The organism is Flavobacterium sp. CG_9.1 (assembly GCF_015751645.1).
Taxonomy (GTDB): domain Bacteria; phylum Bacteroidota; class Bacteroidia; order Flavobacteriales; family Flavobacteriaceae; genus Flavobacterium; species Flavobacterium xanthum.
In genome coordinates, this window is sequence record NZ_JADOVC010000014.1 from 44,338 (window position 1) to 63,767 (window position 19,430).

Annotated in this window: 24 protein-coding genes; 12 read left to right on the forward strand and 12 right to left on the reverse strand. The window is 34.0% G+C overall.

Annotated features, from left to right (window positions below):
• Nucleotides 1-5: 5 nt before the first annotated feature.
• The 4 genes from IWX83_RS09250 to rpsF form a co-directional block, all read right to left on the reverse strand.
• Nucleotides 6-479: a DUF6495 family protein gene (locus IWX83_RS09250; protein ID WP_066077023.1), complete on the reverse strand. Its 474-nt coding sequence runs from the start codon at nucleotides 477-479 to the stop codon at nucleotides 6-8.
• 142 nt (nucleotides 480-621) lie between these two features.
• Nucleotides 622-1,065, reverse strand: coding sequence for a 50S ribosomal protein L9 (rplI, locus tag IWX83_RS09255; RefSeq protein WP_066077027.1), 444 nt, complete (start codon nucleotides 1,063-1,065; stop codon nucleotides 622-624).
• Between the two features lie 65 nt (nucleotides 1,066-1,130).
• The gene (gene rpsR, locus IWX83_RS09260) at nucleotides 1,131-1,427 is read right to left on the reverse strand and encodes a 30S ribosomal protein S18 (RefSeq protein ID WP_066077030.1); all 297 of its coding nucleotides are present in this window, start codon (nucleotides 1,425-1,427) and stop codon (nucleotides 1,131-1,133) included.
• A gap of 2 nt (nucleotides 1,428-1,429) precedes the next feature.
• Nucleotides 1,430-1,771, reverse strand: coding sequence for a 30S ribosomal protein S6 (gene rpsF, locus IWX83_RS09265; RefSeq protein ID WP_066077033.1), 342 nt, complete (start codon nucleotides 1,769-1,771; stop codon nucleotides 1,430-1,432).
• A 165-nt stretch (nucleotides 1,772-1,936) separates the two neighbouring features.
• Between rpsF and IWX83_RS09270 the strand changes: the two genes are divergently transcribed.
• Nucleotides 1,937-2,632, forward strand: coding sequence for a LytTR family DNA-binding domain-containing protein (locus IWX83_RS09270; protein ID WP_066077037.1), 696 nt, complete (start codon nucleotides 1,937-1,939; stop codon nucleotides 2,630-2,632).
• Between the two features lie 9 nt (nucleotides 2,633-2,641).
• Here the strand turns inward: IWX83_RS09270 and priA are convergent, their stop codons facing one another.
• From priA to nadC, 4 genes are all read right to left on the reverse strand, one after another.
• Entirely contained in the window at nucleotides 2,642-5,092 is a 2,451-nt protein-coding gene (gene priA / locus IWX83_RS09275) for a primosomal protein N' (RefSeq protein WP_196829218.1), read from the reverse strand.
• A 218-nt stretch (nucleotides 5,093-5,310) separates the two neighbouring features.
• Nucleotides 5,311-5,739, reverse strand: coding sequence for a DUF2147 domain-containing protein (locus IWX83_RS09280; protein ID WP_196829220.1), 429 nt, complete (start codon nucleotides 5,737-5,739; stop codon nucleotides 5,311-5,313).
• A gap of 123 nt (nucleotides 5,740-5,862) precedes the next feature.
• Nucleotides 5,863-6,771, reverse strand: a complete 909-nt coding sequence (locus IWX83_RS09285) for a YihY/virulence factor BrkB family protein (RefSeq protein WP_196829222.1) — start codon at nucleotides 6,769-6,771, stop codon at nucleotides 5,863-5,865.
• Nucleotides 6,768-7,625 carry a carboxylating nicotinate-nucleotide diphosphorylase gene (nadC, locus tag IWX83_RS09290; RefSeq protein WP_196829224.1) on the reverse strand — a complete coding sequence of 286 codons (858 nt, stop codon included), beginning with the start codon at nucleotides 7,623-7,625 and terminating at the stop codon, nucleotides 6,768-6,770. Before nadC ends, IWX83_RS09285 begins: the two co-directional genes overlap by 4 nt.
• 287 nt (nucleotides 7,626-7,912) lie before the next feature.
• Between nadC and IWX83_RS09295 the strand changes: the two genes are divergently transcribed.
• The 3 genes from IWX83_RS09295 (at nucleotide 7,913) to rlmH (ending at nucleotide 9,431) form a co-directional block, all read left to right on the forward strand.
• Nucleotides 7,913-8,350: a hypothetical protein gene (locus tag IWX83_RS09295; RefSeq protein ID WP_196829226.1), complete on the forward strand. Its 438-nt coding sequence runs from the start codon at nucleotides 7,913-7,915 to the stop codon at nucleotides 8,348-8,350.
• 32 nt (nucleotides 8,351-8,382) lie between these two features.
• A complete protein-coding gene (locus IWX83_RS09300) occupies nucleotides 8,383-8,874 on the forward strand; it encodes a CIA30 family protein (protein ID WP_073353019.1) in 492 nt (163 codons plus the stop codon).
• 83 nt (nucleotides 8,875-8,957) lie between these two features.
• Nucleotides 8,958-9,431: a 23S rRNA (pseudouridine(1915)-N(3))-methyltransferase RlmH gene (gene rlmH / locus IWX83_RS09305; RefSeq protein ID WP_073353020.1), complete on the forward strand. Its 474-nt coding sequence runs from the start codon at nucleotides 8,958-8,960 to the stop codon at nucleotides 9,429-9,431.
• Nucleotides 9,432-9,471: 40 nt separating this feature from the next.
• Here rlmH and IWX83_RS09310 read toward each other — a convergent pair whose 3' ends face one another.
• Complete coding sequence (locus IWX83_RS09310) at nucleotides 9,472-10,092, reverse strand: hypothetical protein (RefSeq protein WP_196829228.1); 621 nt, start codon at nucleotides 10,090-10,092, stop codon at nucleotides 9,472-9,474.
• A gap of 2 nt (nucleotides 10,093-10,094) precedes the next feature.
• Nucleotides 10,095-10,919: a dihydropteroate synthase gene (gene folP, locus IWX83_RS09315; protein WP_196829230.1), complete on the reverse strand. Its 825-nt coding sequence runs from the start codon at nucleotides 10,917-10,919 to the stop codon at nucleotides 10,095-10,097.
• An 88-nt stretch (nucleotides 10,920-11,007) separates the two neighbouring features.
• On the opposite strand from folP, the gene IWX83_RS09320 reads away from it, so the two are divergent.
• From IWX83_RS09320 to tpiA, 4 genes are all read left to right on the forward strand, one after another.
• Nucleotides 11,008-11,553, forward strand: coding sequence for a DUF1599 domain-containing protein (locus IWX83_RS09320; protein WP_073353023.1), 546 nt, complete (start codon nucleotides 11,008-11,010; stop codon nucleotides 11,551-11,553).
• Nucleotides 11,554-11,573: 20 nt separating this feature from the next.
• Entirely contained in the window at nucleotides 11,574-12,674 is a 1,101-nt protein-coding gene (locus tag IWX83_RS09325; RefSeq protein ID WP_196829232.1) for a BT_3928 family protein, read from the forward strand.
• 357 nt (nucleotides 12,675-13,031) lie between these two features.
• Complete coding sequence (locus IWX83_RS09330; protein ID WP_196829234.1) at nucleotides 13,032-13,526, forward strand: TlpA disulfide reductase family protein; 495 nt, start codon at nucleotides 13,032-13,034, stop codon at nucleotides 13,524-13,526.
• A gap of 83 nt (nucleotides 13,527-13,609) precedes the next feature.
• Complete coding sequence (gene tpiA / locus IWX83_RS09335) at nucleotides 13,610-14,362, forward strand: triose-phosphate isomerase (RefSeq protein ID WP_073353025.1); 753 nt, start codon at nucleotides 13,610-13,612, stop codon at nucleotides 14,360-14,362.
• 54 nt (nucleotides 14,363-14,416) lie between these two features.
• Here the strand turns inward: tpiA and IWX83_RS09340 are convergent, their stop codons facing one another.
• Nucleotides 14,417-15,640 (reverse strand): porin, encoded by a 1,224-nt coding sequence (locus IWX83_RS09340; RefSeq protein WP_196829236.1) that lies wholly within the window; start codon nucleotides 15,638-15,640, stop codon nucleotides 14,417-14,419.
• A gap of 94 nt (nucleotides 15,641-15,734) precedes the next feature.
• Between IWX83_RS09340 and prmA the strand changes: the two genes are divergently transcribed.
• The 4 genes from prmA (at nucleotide 15,735) to IWX83_RS09360 (ending at nucleotide 18,965) form a co-directional block, all read left to right on the forward strand.
• Entirely contained in the window at nucleotides 15,735-16,595 is an 861-nt protein-coding gene (gene prmA / locus IWX83_RS09345) for a 50S ribosomal protein L11 methyltransferase (protein WP_196829238.1), read from the forward strand.
• Between the two features lie 46 nt (nucleotides 16,596-16,641).
• On the forward strand, nucleotides 16,642-16,917 hold the full coding sequence (locus IWX83_RS09350) for an ATP-dependent Clp protease adaptor ClpS (protein WP_066077086.1): 276 nt from the start codon (nucleotides 16,642-16,644) through the stop codon (nucleotides 16,915-16,917).
• A gap of 95 nt (nucleotides 16,918-17,012) precedes the next feature.
• Entirely contained in the window at nucleotides 17,013-18,284 is a 1,272-nt protein-coding gene (locus IWX83_RS09355) for a sterol desaturase family protein (RefSeq protein WP_196829240.1), read from the forward strand.
• Between the two features lie 9 nt (nucleotides 18,285-18,293).
• On the forward strand, nucleotides 18,294-18,965 hold the full coding sequence (locus IWX83_RS09360) for a lysoplasmalogenase (RefSeq protein ID WP_073353029.1): 672 nt from the start codon (nucleotides 18,294-18,296) through the stop codon (nucleotides 18,963-18,965).
• 44 nt (nucleotides 18,966-19,009) lie between these two features.
• On the opposite strand, the gene IWX83_RS09365 is transcribed toward IWX83_RS09360, so the two are convergent.
• Nucleotides 19,010-19,426 (reverse strand): DUF6691 family protein, encoded by a 417-nt coding sequence (locus IWX83_RS09365; RefSeq protein ID WP_073353030.1) that lies wholly within the window; start codon nucleotides 19,424-19,426, stop codon nucleotides 19,010-19,012.
• Nucleotides 19,427-19,430 lie beyond the last annotated feature (4 nt).

A 19,430-nucleotide genomic window follows, 5' to 3' on the forward strand; every position in this document is an offset into this window, starting at 1 on the left:
CAAAATTAAGACTCAATAATCGAATTAATTTGCTTGTATAAGAGACCATCGCTCAAAAAAGCACCTTGCTGTATTAGGGCAAAAATAGAAGCATTGCGGTCTTCTGTGAATTCTTTTTTACCAATTTTCATTTCTATAGTATCGGTAAACATATTATCACTAAGCCATTGCAAACCTTCTCGTGTCAAAAAATCAGTTTCTGGAACTACTGATTTTAAAACAATAGAATGAACATAGGTATCAAAGCACTGAAAAAGGAAAATATGATTTTTAGAAAAATGTTCTAAAAAAACTGCCTTTGTAAGAACCCCTTCCCAAACCAAATCAGAGAAAACATCTAATTCTTGTTCAGCAACTTCTGGTCTTTCTGCTTTAATTTTATCCCACTCTGCTTTGTCAATAGTTTGAGTTGCTAAAAAAGTACTGAATTCCTGGTTCAATTCCTCAAATTGTTCTTTTGTTAATCTCGAATATTTCATTTATACTGAATTTATTTAAGCACCTTTTCTAAAAAAGGCACCTAACAGGTTATAATTTAGAGTAGCGAATCTGAAACGAGTTCAGATTAAACAAAAAAAATCCCGACTTCCATCGGGATTTAAATATATAAATTTAAAAAATTTATGCTTTTTCAGCAACAATTTCATAATCCAATTCAACGATAACATCTCTGTGTAAACGAACACTAGCAGTATACTTACCAGTACGTTTAACAATTCCGCTTGTGATGAATTTTCTTTCGATTTGTTGACCACCTTTAGCTAAAGATTCAGCGATATCAATATTCGTGATTGAACCGAATAATTTTTCACCACCTGCTTTTGCAAAGATTTTAATTTCAATAGCTTTCAAAGCTTCTGCTAATGCTTTAGCATCTGCTACTACTTTAGCTTCTTTATGCGCTCTTTGTTTTAGGTTTTCAGCTAGTACTTTCTTTGCAGAAGAAGTAGCTAAGTGCGCTTGACCTGTTGGGATCAAAAAGTTACGACCAAAACCGTTTTTTACGGTAACGATATCGTCTTTAAATCCTAAATTTTGAACGTCTTGTCTTAAAATAAGTTCCATGTTGTTGTCCTTTGTTATAGAAGTTAGGTTTCTTGTTTCAGAAAACCAACAACTGAGTTAAATTATTATTTTAGTAAATCCGCTACATAAGGCATTAAAGCTAAGTGACGTGCTCTTTTCACAGCAACTGACACTTTTCTTTGGTACTTTAACGAAGTTCCTGTTAAACGACGAGGAAGAATTTTCCCTTGTTCGTTTACGAATTTTAATAAGAAATCAGCATCTTTATAATCAATATATTTGATACCTGATTTTTTGAAACGACAATACTTTTTTTGTTTGTTTGTTTCTATATTCAAAGGCGTTAGATATCTGATATCTCCGTCTTTTTTTCCTGAAGCCGATTGTTGTAGTGTAGCCATGATTACGCTTTTGTTGCTTTTAATTTAGTTCTTCTTCTTTCAGCCCAAGAAATAGCGTGTTTGTCAAGACTTACAGTCAAGAAACGCATTACTCTTTCGTCACGTCTAAATTCAGTCTCAAAGGCAATAAGAACTTCTCCAGCTACTTTGAATTCGAATAAATGGTAAAAACCAGATTTTTTGTTTTGAATTTCGTAAGCCATTTTTTTAAGGCCCCAGTCTTCTTTCGACACCATTTCTGCTCCTCTACTAGTAAGAAAATCTTCAAATTTGCTTACTGTTTCCTTTACCTGAACTTCAGATAAAACGGGATTTAAAATGAAAACAGTTTCATAATGATTCATAAATATATATTTATTTGTTATTTTGGGTGCAAAAGTAAGCAATAATTCTTAGCAAACAAGTGTTATTCCGTTTTATTCGACGTATGACAAAAAAAAACCGTTCAATTATTTTTTTTTAATAAAAAAGTAGTATGTTTACGTAGCCAAATCTTTAAATACATTATTATGAAACTAAACTGTGTCGTGGTGGATGATAGCTCTATCCAGAGAATGATTATCGCTAAATTAGTTAATAATCATCAAAATTTACACCTAATAGGCGATTTTTCTAATGCAATCGAAGCAAAAAGTTGCATGTCCATTCACAACGTGGACCTTATTTTCCTTGATATCGAGATGCCAGTAATTAGTGGTTTTGATTTTCTTGATGGCTTAAAAATTAAACCCCAAATTATTTTCATCACTTCCAAGGCTGAATATGCCATGAAAGCTTTTGATTACGATGCAACGGATTATCTTCAAAAACCAATCGCAATTGATCGATTTAATGCTTCGGTAAAAAGAGCTATTGATTTCCATTTACTAAAAAAAGACAATAAAGAAGAAGAAGGCGAGCATATTTTCATTAAAAGCAATTTAAAAAAACTCAAAATTTTCACTTCGAAAATAAAATGGATTGAAGCATTTGGCGATTATGTAAGAGTGGTTACTGAGGAAGATAGTAACTTAGTACTTTCTACAATGAAATCTTTTGAGAATGATTTATCTAAAGAAAAATTTGTCAGAGTACACAAATCGTATATCATCAACATTGATAAAGTGGAAAGATTCAATAGCAAATATGCTGAAATTGGAATGACAAAAATTCCGTTGAGCCGTCACAAAAAAGAAGATTTAGTGCGAGCACTTTCCTTCTCTTAAGCTCTTACATTAATAAAAATCTACATTTAACGAAACTTTTACAGCTCTAAACTGAGCAACAGCTTCAAAACTATTCAGCATTTTCTGGATGGTTTTTTTTGTGTTTCCAATAGACACATTTTGCGGTATTTTTATTATTATTGTACGAATGTACTCATTTCTAATTCTACTGATAGCGGGTTCTTCAGGACCTAAAACCGGCATACTCAGGTTTTGACTCATCACTTGGTACAACCACATCGATCCTTCTTTTAATTTATCAAAATCACGCTGCTTCAGAGTAAGTTTTATAATTCTGAAGTAAGGAGGGTATTTGTAAATTTGTCGGTCATACAATTGTTCATAATACATTCCAAGGTAATTAGTAGTCGTAACTTGTTGTATCGTATTGTGATTGGGATTATAAGTTTGTATAATAACTTTTCCTTGCTTTTCAGCACGTCCAGCCCTTCCTGCAACCTGAGTCATCATTTGAAAACTTCGTTCGAAAGCCCTAAAATCAGGATGATATAACATATTATCAGCATTCATAATCCCTACTAAACTTACATTATCAAAATCCAAGCCTTTGGCAAGCATTTGAGTCCCAACCAAAATATCCATTTCTCGGTTCTTAAAACCATCAATAATTTTTTCGAAACCAAATTTTCCTCGGGTTGTATCCTGATCCATTCGCCCTATTTTTGAATTTGGAAAAATAGATAATAATTCTTGTTCAATTTGTTCGGTTCCAAAACCTTTAGTGGTCAAATCAATGCTAGAGCAGGCATGACAATGTGTTGGTTTAGCCATACTGTAACCACAATAATGACATCGCAACTGATTTTTATGTTTGTGATAAGTCAGGCTCACATCACATTGCTGGCATTGAGGTACGTGACCACAAGTAATGCATTCTACTACGGGAGAATATCCTCGTCTGTTTTGAAATAAAATTACTTGCTCTCCCAGAGACAAAGCATTTGTTATTTCTGCAATTAAAACATCGCTGAAATGTCCTGTCATTTTTTTACGAAAGTATTTGTCTTTCAAATCAACCAATTCGATATTTGGCATCATTACGTTTCCGTATCGCTTTGAGATCTCGACTAAACCAAATTTTTCTGATTTAGCATTATAGTATGTCTCAATACTAGGTGTTGCAGACCCTAAGAGAACTTTGGCCTTATGGGAATGCGCTAAAACAATGGCTGCATCTCGCGCATGATAACGTGGAGCGGGATCAACTTGCTTAAACGTTTGTTCGTGTTCCTCGTCAACAATTATAAATCCTAAGTTGCCAAATGGTAAAAACAAAGCAGACCTCGCTCCTATTATCACTTGTGCTTTTTGGGAGTTTTGAAGCACTTGATTCCAAACTTCGATGCGCTCATTATTGTTGTATTTCGAATGAAAGACAGCCACTTGGTTGCCAAAATAAGTTCTTAACCGACCTACTAATTGTGTCGTCAAAGCGATTTCTGGAAGTAAATACAAAATTTGCTTCCCAGCTTCCAGATATTCTTCAATCAGTTTTATATAAATTTCTGTTTTTCCGCTGGAAGTAACTCCATGAAGCAAGCAAACCTCTTTTTGAATAAAACTAGCTTTAATTGCGACAAAAGCTTCGTGTTGATCTGCACTCAATTGTAATTCTTGTTCTTTTATTTTTCCGTTGAATATCACCCTGTCTTGCTGCAAAAAATAATCTTCTAAAATTTCTTTTTCGATTAAGGCTTTTACAATCGCCGACGAAGCATTAGCCTCTTCAACGAGTTTTTTTACAGTAATTGGTTTCTTTTCCATAGCGCTCAGCTGGAAATAGCGCATAACAATTTCTTTTTGTTTGTGGGCACTTTTTAAGATTTCCAATAATTCGCTTAAGCCTTGATTGCTCTCGTATTTAGGATGCAAGCGTACATAGCGCACTAACTTCGGTTTATAACTTTCCTGCATTTCCTCCTGAAGTACTAAGATATTTTTATCAATTAACTTTTGGATAACAGGAAAAATGTTTTTCTTGTTTAAGATTGCAATAATATCTTGAACTTTTAGAGAATTTTGTTGTTGTAAAGCCTCATAAACCAGAAACTCATCATCAGTAAGCAGTCTGGTATCCACAATCACATTTGTTTTTTGAGAAATCAGGGTTTCGCTTTCCAGCAAAAGTGCACTGGGCATGGCACCGCGATACACATCCCCGATAGCACACATGTAATAAGAGGCAATCCATTGCCAATGCGCAATTTGGATTTGGGTGACTCTTGGATTTTCATCCAGAATTTGATGAATTTCCTTGGCTTCATATAGAGCAGGTTTGTTTTGATGAATTTCAATAACTAAAGCCGTATAAATTTTACTTTTACCAAAAGCAACTGCTACTCTCATCCCTATTTGAATGTAATGAAACTCTGCCTCAGAAATACTGTAGGTAAATGTTTTAGCAAGGGAAAGTGGTAAAATTACTTCTACGAAATGCATGGATTTTTGGTTATCGGTTGTCGGTTATCGGTTATCTGTTATCGGTTGTCCGTTTTCCGTTATCGGTTGTCGGTTATCGGTTGTCGGTTATCGGTTATTGGTTGTCCGTTATCGGTTATCGGTTATTGGTTGTCTGTTATCGGTTATCCGTTATCCGTTATCGTTATCAAGTTTGAACAGCGGACAAAGAAATAAGGATTTTAAACAAAAAAATAAATTTACTTTACTTTGTTCCAAGTTTGTGTTCTTCCAAATAAAGCAACGCCAATGTACCCGCGTACTTTCAATTTGTCATTTCCGTCCAAAGCCAAAAAGCATTTGTATTGTTTCCCTGTAGTTGGATCAAGAATTTTGCCTGAATTGTATTCTTTACCATCTTTTTTGAGACCTTTAATAATAACAAGTCCCATCACTGGTTTATTTTTTTCTTCGCCTGAACATTCGGTACACACGCTTTTTTTCTTATCCACATCGATGATGTCAATTATTTTTCCGTAGATTTTTCCAGAACGCTCGTAGATTTCGACTATAGATTTAGCTTTACCCGTTTCGTCATCAATAGTTTTCCATTTTCCGAGGACGCTGTGACTTTGACCATAAAAAGCCATTGAAATAAATAAGGCAAGCATTGTAATAGTGTTTTTCATTTTATTATTTTTTAGCCCTGATAGCAGTGAAAATCCTTTTTTCTCGTTTCTTTAACGAGAAAAAAGATTGTAACGAATAGCAGGAAATAGCTCCTAAAAGTAAAACTATTTTGATTTAATTAATTATTCATTTTTTGCTTTTAACTTGTTTACTGAGGCATTCAGTTCAAAACCCAACAGTAATATCATGCAGTTGATCCAAATATAAAACATCAAGACCAATAATGTCCCTATTGAACCATATAATTCATTGTATTGTGAAAACTTTGTGACCCAAATCCCAAAAAAATACGAATCCAAAACAATCAAAATGGTTGTAAATACGGACCCTATGGAAATGAAAGCTCTATTTTTGTCGTGTTTGGTACCAAATTTAAAAAGTATAGAGGTTGTGATTAAAATCATCGCAATAACGAATGCATACCGCCCTAGAACGACCAGTTGAACTTGGTCACTAAATACTGTTTTTTGTATAATCACCTCAAAAACAACGATGATCGATACGGTTACGATTAGCAAAAGCGACAATAATAAGGACATGCCTAATGCTACTACATACTGGCGTATAAAACCCCTTTTGATTAGGACATGTCTAGAGGTTTCAAATCCCCCTAAGATTCCATTCAATCCATTGGCCATCAAAAATATGGACAATATAAATCCAGAAGACAATAAACCTGAATCACTATTATTAAGAATATCGGTAATGATTTTATAAATGGCATCATAAGTGTTAGGAGGCACTCCATCCTTGACAAACATCAAAAAATCTTCCTGAAAACCCACAATAGGTATAAACGGGATTAGATTTAAGATAAAAAGAGCAAAGGGAAACAACGCCATAAAGAAACTAAATGCAATGGCGCTCGCATGATAGGTCAAAGCGCTTTCTACGATTCCTAGACCATACAATTCCAACAAATCATATAGAGATAGCCCTTTTAGCCACGGAAGCTCTATCTTTTTTAAACCATAGACGAGATTCCGTACGACTGGGATTCTTTTCAGTTTTGCTTCAATTTCTTTACTCATATTGCTTTTAAGCTCAAATCCATGTTATAAACAGAATGTGTTAAGGCACCAGAGGAAATAAAATCTACTCCGCAATCCGCATAGCTGCGAATGGTATTTTCGTTGATATTTCCAGAAGATTCCGTTAAGCATTTTCCACCAATCAAAGTTACTGCTTTTTTAGTATCATCAAAATTGAAATTGTCTATCAAAATTCTGTAAATACCTTCGCTTTTCAAAATCTCATTGATTTCGTCTAAATTTCTGGCTTCAACAATGATTTTAAGATCCAGATTTTTTTCCTTGAGATAGGCTTTTGTTTTGGTTATGGCCAATGTTATTCCGCCAGCGAAATCATTGTGATTGTCCTTTAGCATTACCATATCATACAAGGCAAAACGGTGGTTTTCGCCTCCGCCAATTTTAACTGCCCATTTCTCGCAGGCTCGGAAACCTGGAGTAGTTTTACGAGTATCTAGAATTTTAGTTTTGGTTCCTTTCAATAAACGAACATATTCTTTAGTTTTAGTCGCAATAGCCGACATTCTTTGCATTGAATTCAAAACAACTCGTTCTGATTTTAGAATAGATTGTGAACTTCCTGAAACATGAAAAACGATATCGCCTTTTTGTACCGGAGTTCCGTCCTGAATAAAAGTTTCAATTTGCAAATTAGGATCAACAAATTCAAAAATCATTTTGGCGAAAGCTACGCCGGCAATAATACCGTCTTCCTTCACCAATAACTTTGCTTTTCCAGTTGCAGAAGCCGGAATACAAGCCAATGAACTGTAATCGCCAGGACCAACATCTTCTCGAATGGCGTTTTGTATGAGTATGTCTAACTCGTTTTTAAACTGTATGTCGCTAATCATTTTATAGGAAATTTATCGAATGCTAAAGTAAGATATATTTTGTGGATTTGAAAATTTGAAGGTCGCGTTCTTTGGAAAAAAGATAAAAATGAATGTACTTTATTTAGAGATAACTCCTCAATTAGCAGAAAATTAAATAAAATTACAGAGTTGAATCTTATAATAATCCTATTAAATAACTGACTACAATTGATGTATAAAATTCAACATTTAGAATCCTACTATTTTATGTAGTGCAATCCTATTTAAAATCTTATATTTGAATTTAGTAATTAAAAACACTGTGTATGAAATCTTTTTTAAGCTTACTTTTTGCAGCCTCTTTAGTTTTTACTTCTTGTAAAAAGGAGGCAGAAACCCAAAATACCACTCCAACAAACGTTGTTCCGTTTACGGAAGTTGGCAGACAAATGAAAACTGAAACTGCTACAGCAAGCCAACAACAAAATACAACTGCGCAACCAACAACCGCCGCCGCTGGTGCAAATCCGGCGCATGGTCAGCCAGGTCACCGCTGTGATATTGCAGTGGGAGCTCCATTAAATACTCCAGTTGCAACAGCAACACAAACAACACCGCAACAAACTGCAACCGCTCCTGCCCCAACAGTAACTACCACTGCAGTTCCAGTAGAAACAACTCCAACACCAGAAGGAATGAATCCGCCACACGGGCAAACCAACCATCGATGTGACATAGCTGTAGGCGCACCATTACCAAAATAAGACTGTAAAAATTTATTTTTAAACTAAGAAAAATGAATCGAAAACTAATTTTTGAATTTAATGCCGACAGTGATTTAAGTCATTGGAAAGTAGTCAATGATGCAGTGATGGGCGGAAAATCAAAAAGTCAATTCCACCTTAATACTGAAGGAAATGGCACATTTGAAGGTGCTGTTTCTTTAGAAAATAATGGGGGATTTTGTTCCGTTAAATATGTCTTTGAACCCATTACTTTAGAAAAAAGCACGTTCATTTCCATCCGTTTAAAAGGAGATGGCAAAAAATATCAATTTAGAGTAAAATCCAACACCAGTGATTCCCATTCTTATGTTTATCACTTTCAAACTAACACTGACTGGCAAACAATAGAAATTCCTATCATCGAATTGTATCCTGCTTTTAGAGGACAAAAATTAAATATCCCCAATTACAATGGTTCTAATTTAGAAGAAATAGCTTTCTTGATTGGGAATAAAAAAGAGGAACAATTTCAATTGGTTTTGGATCGAATTGAGGCCAAGTAGCTACTTTTTGACAGATTCAAACCATAATAATTGATACAAAAGTTTCAATTTCTCTATCTTTGCAGTCCCGAAACGTAATAAAAATGAACATCAAACTGATTGCTATTGGTAAAACCGATAATAAGGCACTACAAACTTTAATAGACGATTATACAAAGCGTTTGTCTTTTTATATCAAATTTGATTTGGATATTATCCCTGATATCAAGAACGTAAAAAACTTATCGGAAAGTCAACAAAAAGAGAAAGAAGGCGAATTGATTTTATCGAAAATTACGCCTACCGATCAATTGATTTTATTAGATGAAAACGGTAAAAATTTTTCCAGCGTAGGTTTTTCAGAGGAATTACAAAAGAAAATGAACTCCGGAATAAAAACTTTGGTATTTGTAATTGGCGGCCCTTATGGTTTTTCGGATACGGTTTATGCCAAAGCACAAGGCAAAATTTCACTATCGTTAATGACATTTTCGCATCAAATGGTCCGCTTATTTTTTATCGAACAAGTGTATCGTGGCTTCACGATTTTAAAAAACGAACCGTATCATCATCAATAAAGACTGTTCCATATTCAGTCGCAGTTTTCAGTTGATTTGATTAATGAACATATTCCTCCTTGCTTTTTAAATCTAAATTTAAGCTTTCTATAAAAATTTTATTTTGTAAATAACTTCCAAAACTAAGATCTTTATTAAAGCTCAAAGTAAAATTATTGGATTGTTCTTTTGATAAAATTTGGATCAATACTTCTTTGACTTTTTCTTTTTTAACAATTGTATTTTCAATTAAAATCTCATTATTCTTATTGAAAAATAGGATGGTTCCAGTAGGTTTCTCCATTTTGTAATACACATTTGTAAAAGGGATAAAAGCTAAATTTTTTCCAATCGTATCTGCGTAAGAATAATAATTTTCGGCCTTTTCATTCTTGTGTGCTTTTTCTTCACGCTTCTTTTGTTGCAACTTAATCACTTCCGGAATAACTAGTCGCAGTGGCAATCGTTTGTCAATATTTAAAATCCAATTAGTAGAAATAATGCTGTTTTTTCGGTTTACCTCTGCCATTGTATCTTTATCTTTTGTTCTGAAAAAAATATAAATAGGCGAATGATCTTGTACATCAGAGACAACCGTAACAGCTGATTTTGGCAACAAGATATCTTCTTTGTTTCCACAAGAAAAAAGTACAAAAAGAACAATTAGTGTAAAATATTTCATCTTTATAAATTAATTTTATTAAACAAGGTAACACATTCCATAGCTTCTTTGACATCATGCACCCGAAGAATTTTAGCCCCTTTGGTCAATGCCAAAGTATTTAAAATAGATGTTCCGTTTAAAGCCTTTTCTATTGTGGTGTCTAGTGTTTTATAGATCATCGATTTTCTGGAAACTCCAATAAGTACTGGTAATTCTAGCATTTTAAACAATTCCATTTTTTGAAAAACTTCAAAATTTTGGTCGGTCGTTTTAGCAAAGCCAAAGCCTGGATCTAAGATTAAGTCATTTATTCCAAAACGTCTCGCTTCTGCTACTCGTTCTGAAAAATAAAACAGCATTTCTTTAACAATATCATCGTAATTTGTAAGGCTTTGCATGGTTTGCGGATTGCCTCGCAGGTGCATCATAATATAAGGAACGTTGTATTTTCCTATTACTTCAAACATTTTATCATCTAGTTTTCCTGCAGAAATATCATTTATGATTGCGGCACCAATGTCAATAGTCGCTTTAGCAACTTCACTTCTAAAGGTATCAATGGACAGCAGTGTTTCTGGAAATTGTTTTAGAATTAAATCGACTACTGGAACAATTCTTGAAATTTCTTCTTTTTCAGACACAAATTCTGCATTGGGTTTACTTGAATAAGCACCAATATCTATAAAAGCAGCGCCATCAAGTAGCATTTTCTCGACTTGGGATAGGATTTCAGTTTCATTTTTATACTTTCCTCCATCAAAAAAGGAGTTTGGCGTCACATTCAAAATTCCCATTACTTTGGGCGTTGCTAAGTCAATGAGTATTCCTTTACAGTTAATGGTCATGCGTTTATGGTTTTAAAGACTTCAAAATTCTGCATTCAAAAAAAATATCTTATTTTTGAAAAAATTTGAATACAAATATACACCAATAATGAAGAATACTTCAAAGGAATATGACACCGTTATTGCAACATGTCGCGCGCTGTTTGTCAACAAAATGAAAGATTACGGCTGTGCTTGGCGCATTTTAAGATTGCCCTCGCTTACCGACCAAATCTACATTAAAGCCCAAAGAATTAGGAGCTTACAAGAAAACGAAGTTCGTAAAATTGAAGAAGATGAAACAGGCGAATTTATAGGAATCATCAATTATTCCATTATGGCGTTGATTCAACTGGAATTAGGCGTTGCTGACCAACCTGAATTAAGTGTTGGAAAGGCGACTGAATTATACGATTCCAAGGTAAAACTGACCAAAGATTTAATGGAAAATAAAAATCATGATTATGGCGAAGCTTGGCGCGAAATGCGTGTGAGCTCGCTAACCGATTTGATTTTACAAAAATTACTTCGCGTCAAACAAATTGAAGACAATAAAGGAAAAACTATAGTTTCTGAAGGAATCGATGCTAATTATCAGGATATGATTAATTATTCGGTTTTCGCGTTGATTTTAATGGGTTTTGGAAATAAATAATATAAGCAATCAAAAAAAAAATGAAAAATATAATTACTCAATTTTCTAGAATTTTCGTTGGAATACTGTTCATAATTTCGGGATTAATTAAATTAAATGACCCTATTGGTTTCTCCTATAAACTGGCAGAATATTTCAGTGAACCTGTTTTCAATATGCCTTTTTTCATACCGTTTGCATTAGCAATCGCGTTGTTTTTAGTAATTTTAGAAGTAGTTTTAGGAATTATGCTACTTATTGGATATAAAACTAAATTTACTGTTTGGAGTTTATTACTCTTAATCGTGATGTTCACTTTCCTAACTTTTTATTCTGCTTATTTTAATGTGGTGAAAGATTGTGGTTGTTTTGGCGATGCTTTGAAACTGACGCCTTGGCAATCCTTCACAAAGGATATTGTCCTGTTATTTTTTATCATTATATTGTATTTTAATAGAAAATTGATCCAGCCATTGTTTAACAATAACGTTCAAAATATTGTTATTTATGCCAGTATCGTTTTATCTTCCTTACTGGGAGTATTGGTTTTGAATCACCTACCACTAATCGATTTTAGACCTTTCAAAGTGGGAAATAATATCCAAAAAGGCATGCGTATTCCTGACGGTGCGGAAAAATCAGTGGTTGAAATGGTTTTTATTTACAAAGTGGGTGGTGTTGATAAAGAATTCACTGAAAAAGACTTAATGAATATTCCAGAAGGAGCCGTATTTGTAGACCGAAAAGACAAAGTTATTACGGAAGGTTATGTACCGCCTATTCATGATTTTACTATGGAAAAAGAGGGTTCAGACTATAAAGAAGAATTTTTAGAATCACCAAAAGTGATGCTAATTGTGGCCTACGATTTGGTACATGCTGATGAAGATGGCTTAGCCAAAATGGAAAAGCTACATATAGATGCTAAAGCAAAAGGATACCAAGTAATTGGGATGACCGCTTCCTCACCAGAAGAAATAGCGACAGCAAAAAAGCAATTCGGAATGACCTTTGATTTCTATTTCTGTGATGCGATCACCTTGAAAACCATTGAAAGAGCTAATCCTAGTATCGTCATTCTAGATAAAGGAACAATACTGCAAAAAGTGCATCACAATGATCTCGCAGATTTGAAATTTTAGACGAAATTTCAGTTAGTATTCAAGTAAGAGAAACTAAGAATACTTTTATGTTACTATTATTTTTTATAAAATTAGGATGGGAATTGCAAGCACTTTTTAGGAGTCTGGCAGGTTCCCATCCTTTTTATTTAGGACCTATTAGTGAACTGTAAGACAAGAAATAGTAGGATAAAAAGCATTATTTTTTAGTCTAAAAAACAAAAGGCAGGCTACTGATTTGAAATTTTTTATTTGTGCTAATTATTTATCAACTACAACGATGTCATTACGTATTATTAAAGTTCCACTTCCAAAAAAGAGCATTCTATGGGAATGGTTCAAATTGTTTTATTAACTTTGTTACAAAACAATTTCATAATGAAAAAAATAATACTACTACTAATTACATCTGTAACATTTTCGTGTTCTAAACCTCAAAAAACAGAATTCTCCAAAGCTGCTTTATCAGAAACCCTTTTAGCCACGGATGGAAGTCAAGTCGCTTTTAAAGATATCTTGGAAAAATACAAAGGAAAAACTGTAGTCATTGAAGTCTGGGCCTCTTGGTGCGGTGATTGCGTAAAAGCAATGCCAAAATTAAAAGAACTACAAGCTAAAAATCCTGATGTTTCGTACCTGTTTATTTCAATGGACAAAACCGCTGATAAATGGAAAATTGGAATTGAAAAACACGATTTAAAAGGAGATCATTTCATGGCAAATGACCAGATGAAGGGCGTTTTTGCCACAGCTGTGGATGTAGATTGGATTCCGAGATACATAGTCGTTGACAAAAACGGAAAAATCGCTTTGTACCGTGCTATTGAAACTGATTTTGATCAAATCAACGAGACCTTAGAAAGTTTAAGATAAAATTTCGAAAACAAAGAGAAAGAGAATTCTATTGAAAGAACTTTCAAAAATTTAAAACTAAAACTAAAAATAACACAACTAAGATGAGAAAAAAAATTGTTGCAGGAAACTGGAAAATGCATAAAAATGCAGAACAAACAGAAGATTTATTGAATGAATTAATAGCAAAAATCCCAACTGAGACGATAGTACAAGTTATTGTAGCTCCTACTTTTGTAAACTTGGCTTCTGCTGTTGATCATTTAGAATTTACTAATATTGAGGTTGCTGCGCAAAATGTTCATCAAGCAGAAAGTGGTGCTTTTACTGGCGAAATCTCCGCTGATATGTTGAAAAGTGTAGGTGTGGATACTGTAATTCTGGGACATTCAGAACGCAGGGCTATTTTCCATGAAACAGACGCATTAATAGCGAATAAAGTAAATACCGCATTGGAACATGACATGAGAGTTATCTTTTGCTTTGGAGAAGAATTAAAGGACCGTCAATCTAAAAATCATTTTAATGTCGTTGAAAATCAATTAAGAGATGGTATATTTCACATTGAAACTAAGGACTGGGAAAGTATTGTTTTGGCCTACGAGCCAGTTTGGGCAATAGGAACTGGAGAGACAGCTTCTCCAGAACAAGCACAAGAAATGCATGAGTTTATCAGAGAAACAGTTCGCAAAGCTTTTGGAAGTGCTATTGCTGAAAACGTATCTATCCTTTATGGTGGAAGCGTAAAACCGGACAATGCAAAAGAAATTTTCTCAAAACCAGATGTTGACGGAGGTCTTATTGGTGGTGCCGCACTCAAAGCAGACGATTTTGTTGCCATCGTAAACGCACTATAAAAGTTTATTAAAAAACGTAAAAAAAGCGGTGATTTTCTCTATCACCGCTTTTTTTTATATGCCTATCTCCACCTGAAAACGCACATACCAATTATTTTTTATACTTCCATCAAAATAATTTAAAGTATCAAAAGTTAATTCACTTTGAAGTTTGAAACTGTGCTCCCAAATATATTTAGTTAAGCCCACGGTATATTGTTTGGAATTTGGGGCTAACGCCTGAATATCTTTCCCTAGTTTTTGTGTTGAATATCGCCCAATGACCTCATAATTTGAAGGAAAATTATAACTCAATTGATAATCAAATCCACTACCAACATAAGCGAAATTTGATTGTGAACTATCATCTGGATTTACTGTCACAGCATTTCTTGACGTAGCTCTAGACATGTAACTTGACATTGCAGCCCATCCGTTGTATTTTAACATGGCATCTAACATTACTGATTTCATCGTGCGCTCTTCAAATAAATCATTTCCTAATTGCCCTTGTGTTCTTTTGGCGTGATTATTTTGTTGAAAAGCTCCAGAAAGTAATAATTTAGGTCTTTTTTCTCTGATGATATCCCCTTCAAAATAAGTTCCGTCTTTAGCAAAAGATCCAAAAGGCAAAAGTTCCACTTTACCAGTCACTGCTACTCCGGCATCCGCATTTCCGGTGATGTTGCGTCCTTCACCACTAGAAATAGCCGTTTTAAAATTATATGAAAATTTATCTTTAAATTCATTCATATTATGGACTTGAAAACCAAAATCCCTATCAATCGTAAAGCGGGCATTATTAATAGAGCGATCCGTTAATTGCAACCCACCAGACGAATTAACACGCTGACGATTTCCAGGTAATTTAGTTTGTCCAAAACTGATATTCCAATGTTTGTTGGGTCTGTAAAAAACTACTGCATCCCGAATAATATTTAAATTTTCCCCTTCTTTAATTTCTCCCACATCACCTGGGGCAAAAGATAATTGGATGGCATATAAAAATTTTGGCGTTCCTACATAGCCATCCAATCGCAAACGCAAACGTCTAATTTGTCCATCATAAGCTCCATCTTCTCCATCATTCTCTAGATAAGTTACTCTGTTTTGCATCCGAAACCGAATATTCAATTGGTATAAACTGTCCGGAGAAGTAATTCCAATTCCTTTTCCAAAGCTGTAGTAAGGCAGTGCCGATAATTTTAAATCGTTATCCTGTTTCGTTTGTTTGATGTTTTCTTGCGCAGTTCCTAAAAAACTGTACAAAAACACCAAAAAAAGTGTCGTTTTTTTCATTGTTAGTAGTGTGTTCCTTTTGCAAATGTAAAATAAAAATTGATTTCCAAATGCGATTTAAATAGTGATTGTTACCTTTGCAAAAAAAAGAAGCATGTCAAACATATATATTGGATATCATTTTACTATTGAATCAAAAGACCAAAGCGATAGCGAACAAGCGAAACAATTAGGTTCTGAAATATTAATCGCCGAGTTAGGAGAAAAAGCGTTTGAGAGTTTTACCGAAACGCAGGCGGGAATTTCCGCTTTTGTTCAAAAGGATTTATGGGACGAAACTATTTTAGAAGACATTCATATTTTGCAGTCGGAAGAGTTTACAATCACGTATACTTTTGAAGAGATAGCACAAGTCAATTGGAATGAAGAATGGGAAAAGAATTTTGATGCCATAGATGTCGATGGAAATTGCCATGTCCGTGCGCCTTTTCACCTAAAAACAGATGCCGAATTTGATATTGTAATTGAGCCAAAAATGAGTTTTGGAACGGGTCACCATGAAACAACGCACATGATGATTCAACATTTACTAGAAATGGATGTTACTGGACAAAAAACGCTCGACATGGGCTGTGGAACTGCAATTTTAGCAATCCTTGCTGAGATGAAAGGAGCACAACCTATTGATGCCATTGATATTGACAACTGGTGTTACCTAAACTCTATTGAAAATGCAGAACGCAATAACTGCAAACACATTACCGTTTATGAAGGAGAAGCTGCTTTATTGGCAGGCAAAAAATACGATTTGATTATTGCCAACATCAACAGAAATATTTTGTTGAACGATATGCAAAGTTATGTTGACAGCTTAAATCCAGATGGAACATTGCTTTTAAGCGGTTTCTACCAAGAGGATATTCCATTCATAGACGCTTCTTGCACGGAGAAAGGATTAACTTATGTTAAAAAACTAGAAAGAAACAATTGGGTATCTTTAAAATATGTAAATTAGTAGTGATGTTTTTTTATTAATTACGAAAGTACAAAAACCTACAAAAATGAGTACTAAAGAAAAAGTAAGAGAAAGAGTAAGTGTCAAAGAAGCAATACAATTAGACCATGAAATTGTAGTTTACAACGATGATGTAAATACTTTTGACCATGTTATTGAAACTTTAATTCGCGTTTGTGATCACACGCCTGAACAAGCAGAACAATGCTCCTTGATTGTGCATTATAACGGAAAGTGTACCGTAAAAACAGGTTCTTACGAAAAATTGAAACCACAATGCACCCAATTATTGGAAGCAGGTTTAAATGCAGAGATCATTTAAAGAATAGTAGAAACTTCCCAGAGAGAAATAAAGTACTGTGCATCATTTAAAAACATTTTCTTTTATTCTATATTTGAATATTAAAAATAGTTTTTATGGAAGAATATGGTAAAATTTTAGTTTTTGTAATGCCCATTTTTTTAATTTTAATTATCCTTGAAAAAATATATGGGCATTACAAAGGAGAAGATACATCCCCCAATATGGACTCTGTTTCGAGTGTTAGCTCTGGAATGGTTAATTCCTTAAAAGATGTATTGGGACTCAGTATCACGCTAGTTTCCTATGATTGGATTGCCTCTAAAATAGCTTTATTTGAATTAGAGGCAACTGTTTTAACTTATGTTATTGGATTCATTGCTATCGATTTTTATGGCTATTGGAGCCATCGATTGTCTCACCAAATTAATTTCCTATGGAATAAACATGCCATTCATCATAGTAGTGAGGAATTCAACTTGGCATGCGCCTTGCGTCAACCCATTTCAAGTTTTGTCAACTTGTTTACCTTTTTATTGATTCCAGCAGCCCTATTAGGAGTTCCCTCCAAAGTGATTGCGATTACCTTACCCATCCATTTATTCCTGCAATTCTGGTACCATACGAAGCACATTAAAAAAATTGGTTTTCTAGAACAAATATTGGTTTCTCCCTCACATCATCGGGTACATCATGCCATAAATCCCGAATATATGGATAAAAATCATTCCCAAATATTTATAATTTGGGACAAATTGTTTGGCACTTTTCAAGCAGAATTAGCAGCGGTTCCGCCCGTTTTCGGCATAACGAGACCAGCACGAACATGGAATCCAATCCGCATTAATTTCCAACATTTGTCATTGCTAATTACAGATGCTTGGCGCGCCGAAAACTGGAAAGATAAGTTTACAATTTGGTTCAAACCTACAGGTTGGCGTCCAGAAAATTTTGAAGAAAAATATCCAGTAACGAAAATCACCAATGTATATAACTTTGAAAAATATGGAACTCTACATTCCAAAAAACTGATGTATTGGTCCATTTTTCAGGCAATTGTTACTTTATTATTAATTAGCTATCTGTACAACTCCATTGCAATAATAGGCTTACCAAATGTATTTATTTACGGTGCTTTTATTTTTTTGACCGTTTATAGTTACACGGAATTAATGGATACGCGCAAAATTTCTATACTATGGGAAAGTATTCGTTTTGTGGTTGGTATTGGATTAATTTTCTATTTTGGAGATTGGTTTGGAATGAACCAACTTTTTCCTTTTGCCAGTTACATTATTGCGGGTTACCTTCTTTTATCTCTAGTAGTAACGCTCTATTTTGTAAAAAGTAATTTTGAAAAACAAACATTAATGGTACTTCAATCCTAAAATCAACTTATGAAAAGCAACATAATAGTAAAAAGTTTTATTGGTTTTAGTCTGGTATATCTTTTGCTAATTCTATTGGGAAGAGAGGATATTGCATGGTTTTTAAAACCATTTTTATTGTCGTTTTTAATTCTGGCAGTTTATGCACATGAAAGATTCGTTACCAAAAAAATTCTATTAACCGCATTGACACTGTCTTGGATAGGTGATATGATCTTAATGTTTGCGGATCAAGGGAAGTTTTATTTTATCGCAGGATTAATTGCTTTTCTACTTTCGCATATTTTCTACATCCTGCTTTTTAGCAAACAATTAAAAATATATTTAAAGAAAAGTAAAATCATTTATTGGGTTGGAGTTACTGCTATCGCCTTTTATTTAATTGTGCTGCTGTTGCTTTTATTACCTACTTTGGGAGACTTAAAAATTCCAGTTATTATTTATGCACTGACAATTTCAATTATGCTATTATTTGCCTTGAAAGGCTTTTTGAACTGGCAAAAACCAGCTAATATCTATATTCTGATTGGAGCTATTGTTTTTGTAGCATCAGATAGTATTTTGGCATTGGACAAATTTTATACCCCATTGCAATACAGCTCCTTTTTAATTATGACAACTTACCTCATTGCGCAGTACTTGATTGTTAGGGGCATTTTGAAATTAAACCAAAAAAAGTAGTGTTTTCGATTGAAAACACTACTTCATCCATAGCTTTATTTTAATTAATGGGGCAATTTACTCTTTAATAATCCATAGAGATAGGTTCCTACAAGTGCTCCAAAAAGCACAATTAATACAGTCCAAAAACCAGCACCAAGCAAAATGAATATAGGCCCTGGACAGGAACCCACTAAAGCCCAACCCAATCCAAAAAATAATCCTCCAATCCAGTACCGTGCTGATCCTTTTTCTTTGTCAGGAATTTCAATAGATTCTCCTTTAATGTCTTTGATGTTGTTTCGTTTTATGATTTGGATTCCAATAATTCCTGTCAAGATCGCAACCGAAATAATTCCGTACATGTGAAAAGACTGAAATTGAAACATTTCATAAATGCGATACCAGGAAACCGCTTCTGATTTGGTCAATACAATTCCGAAAACAAATCCAACCAAAAGATATTTTACTATATTTTTCATACTT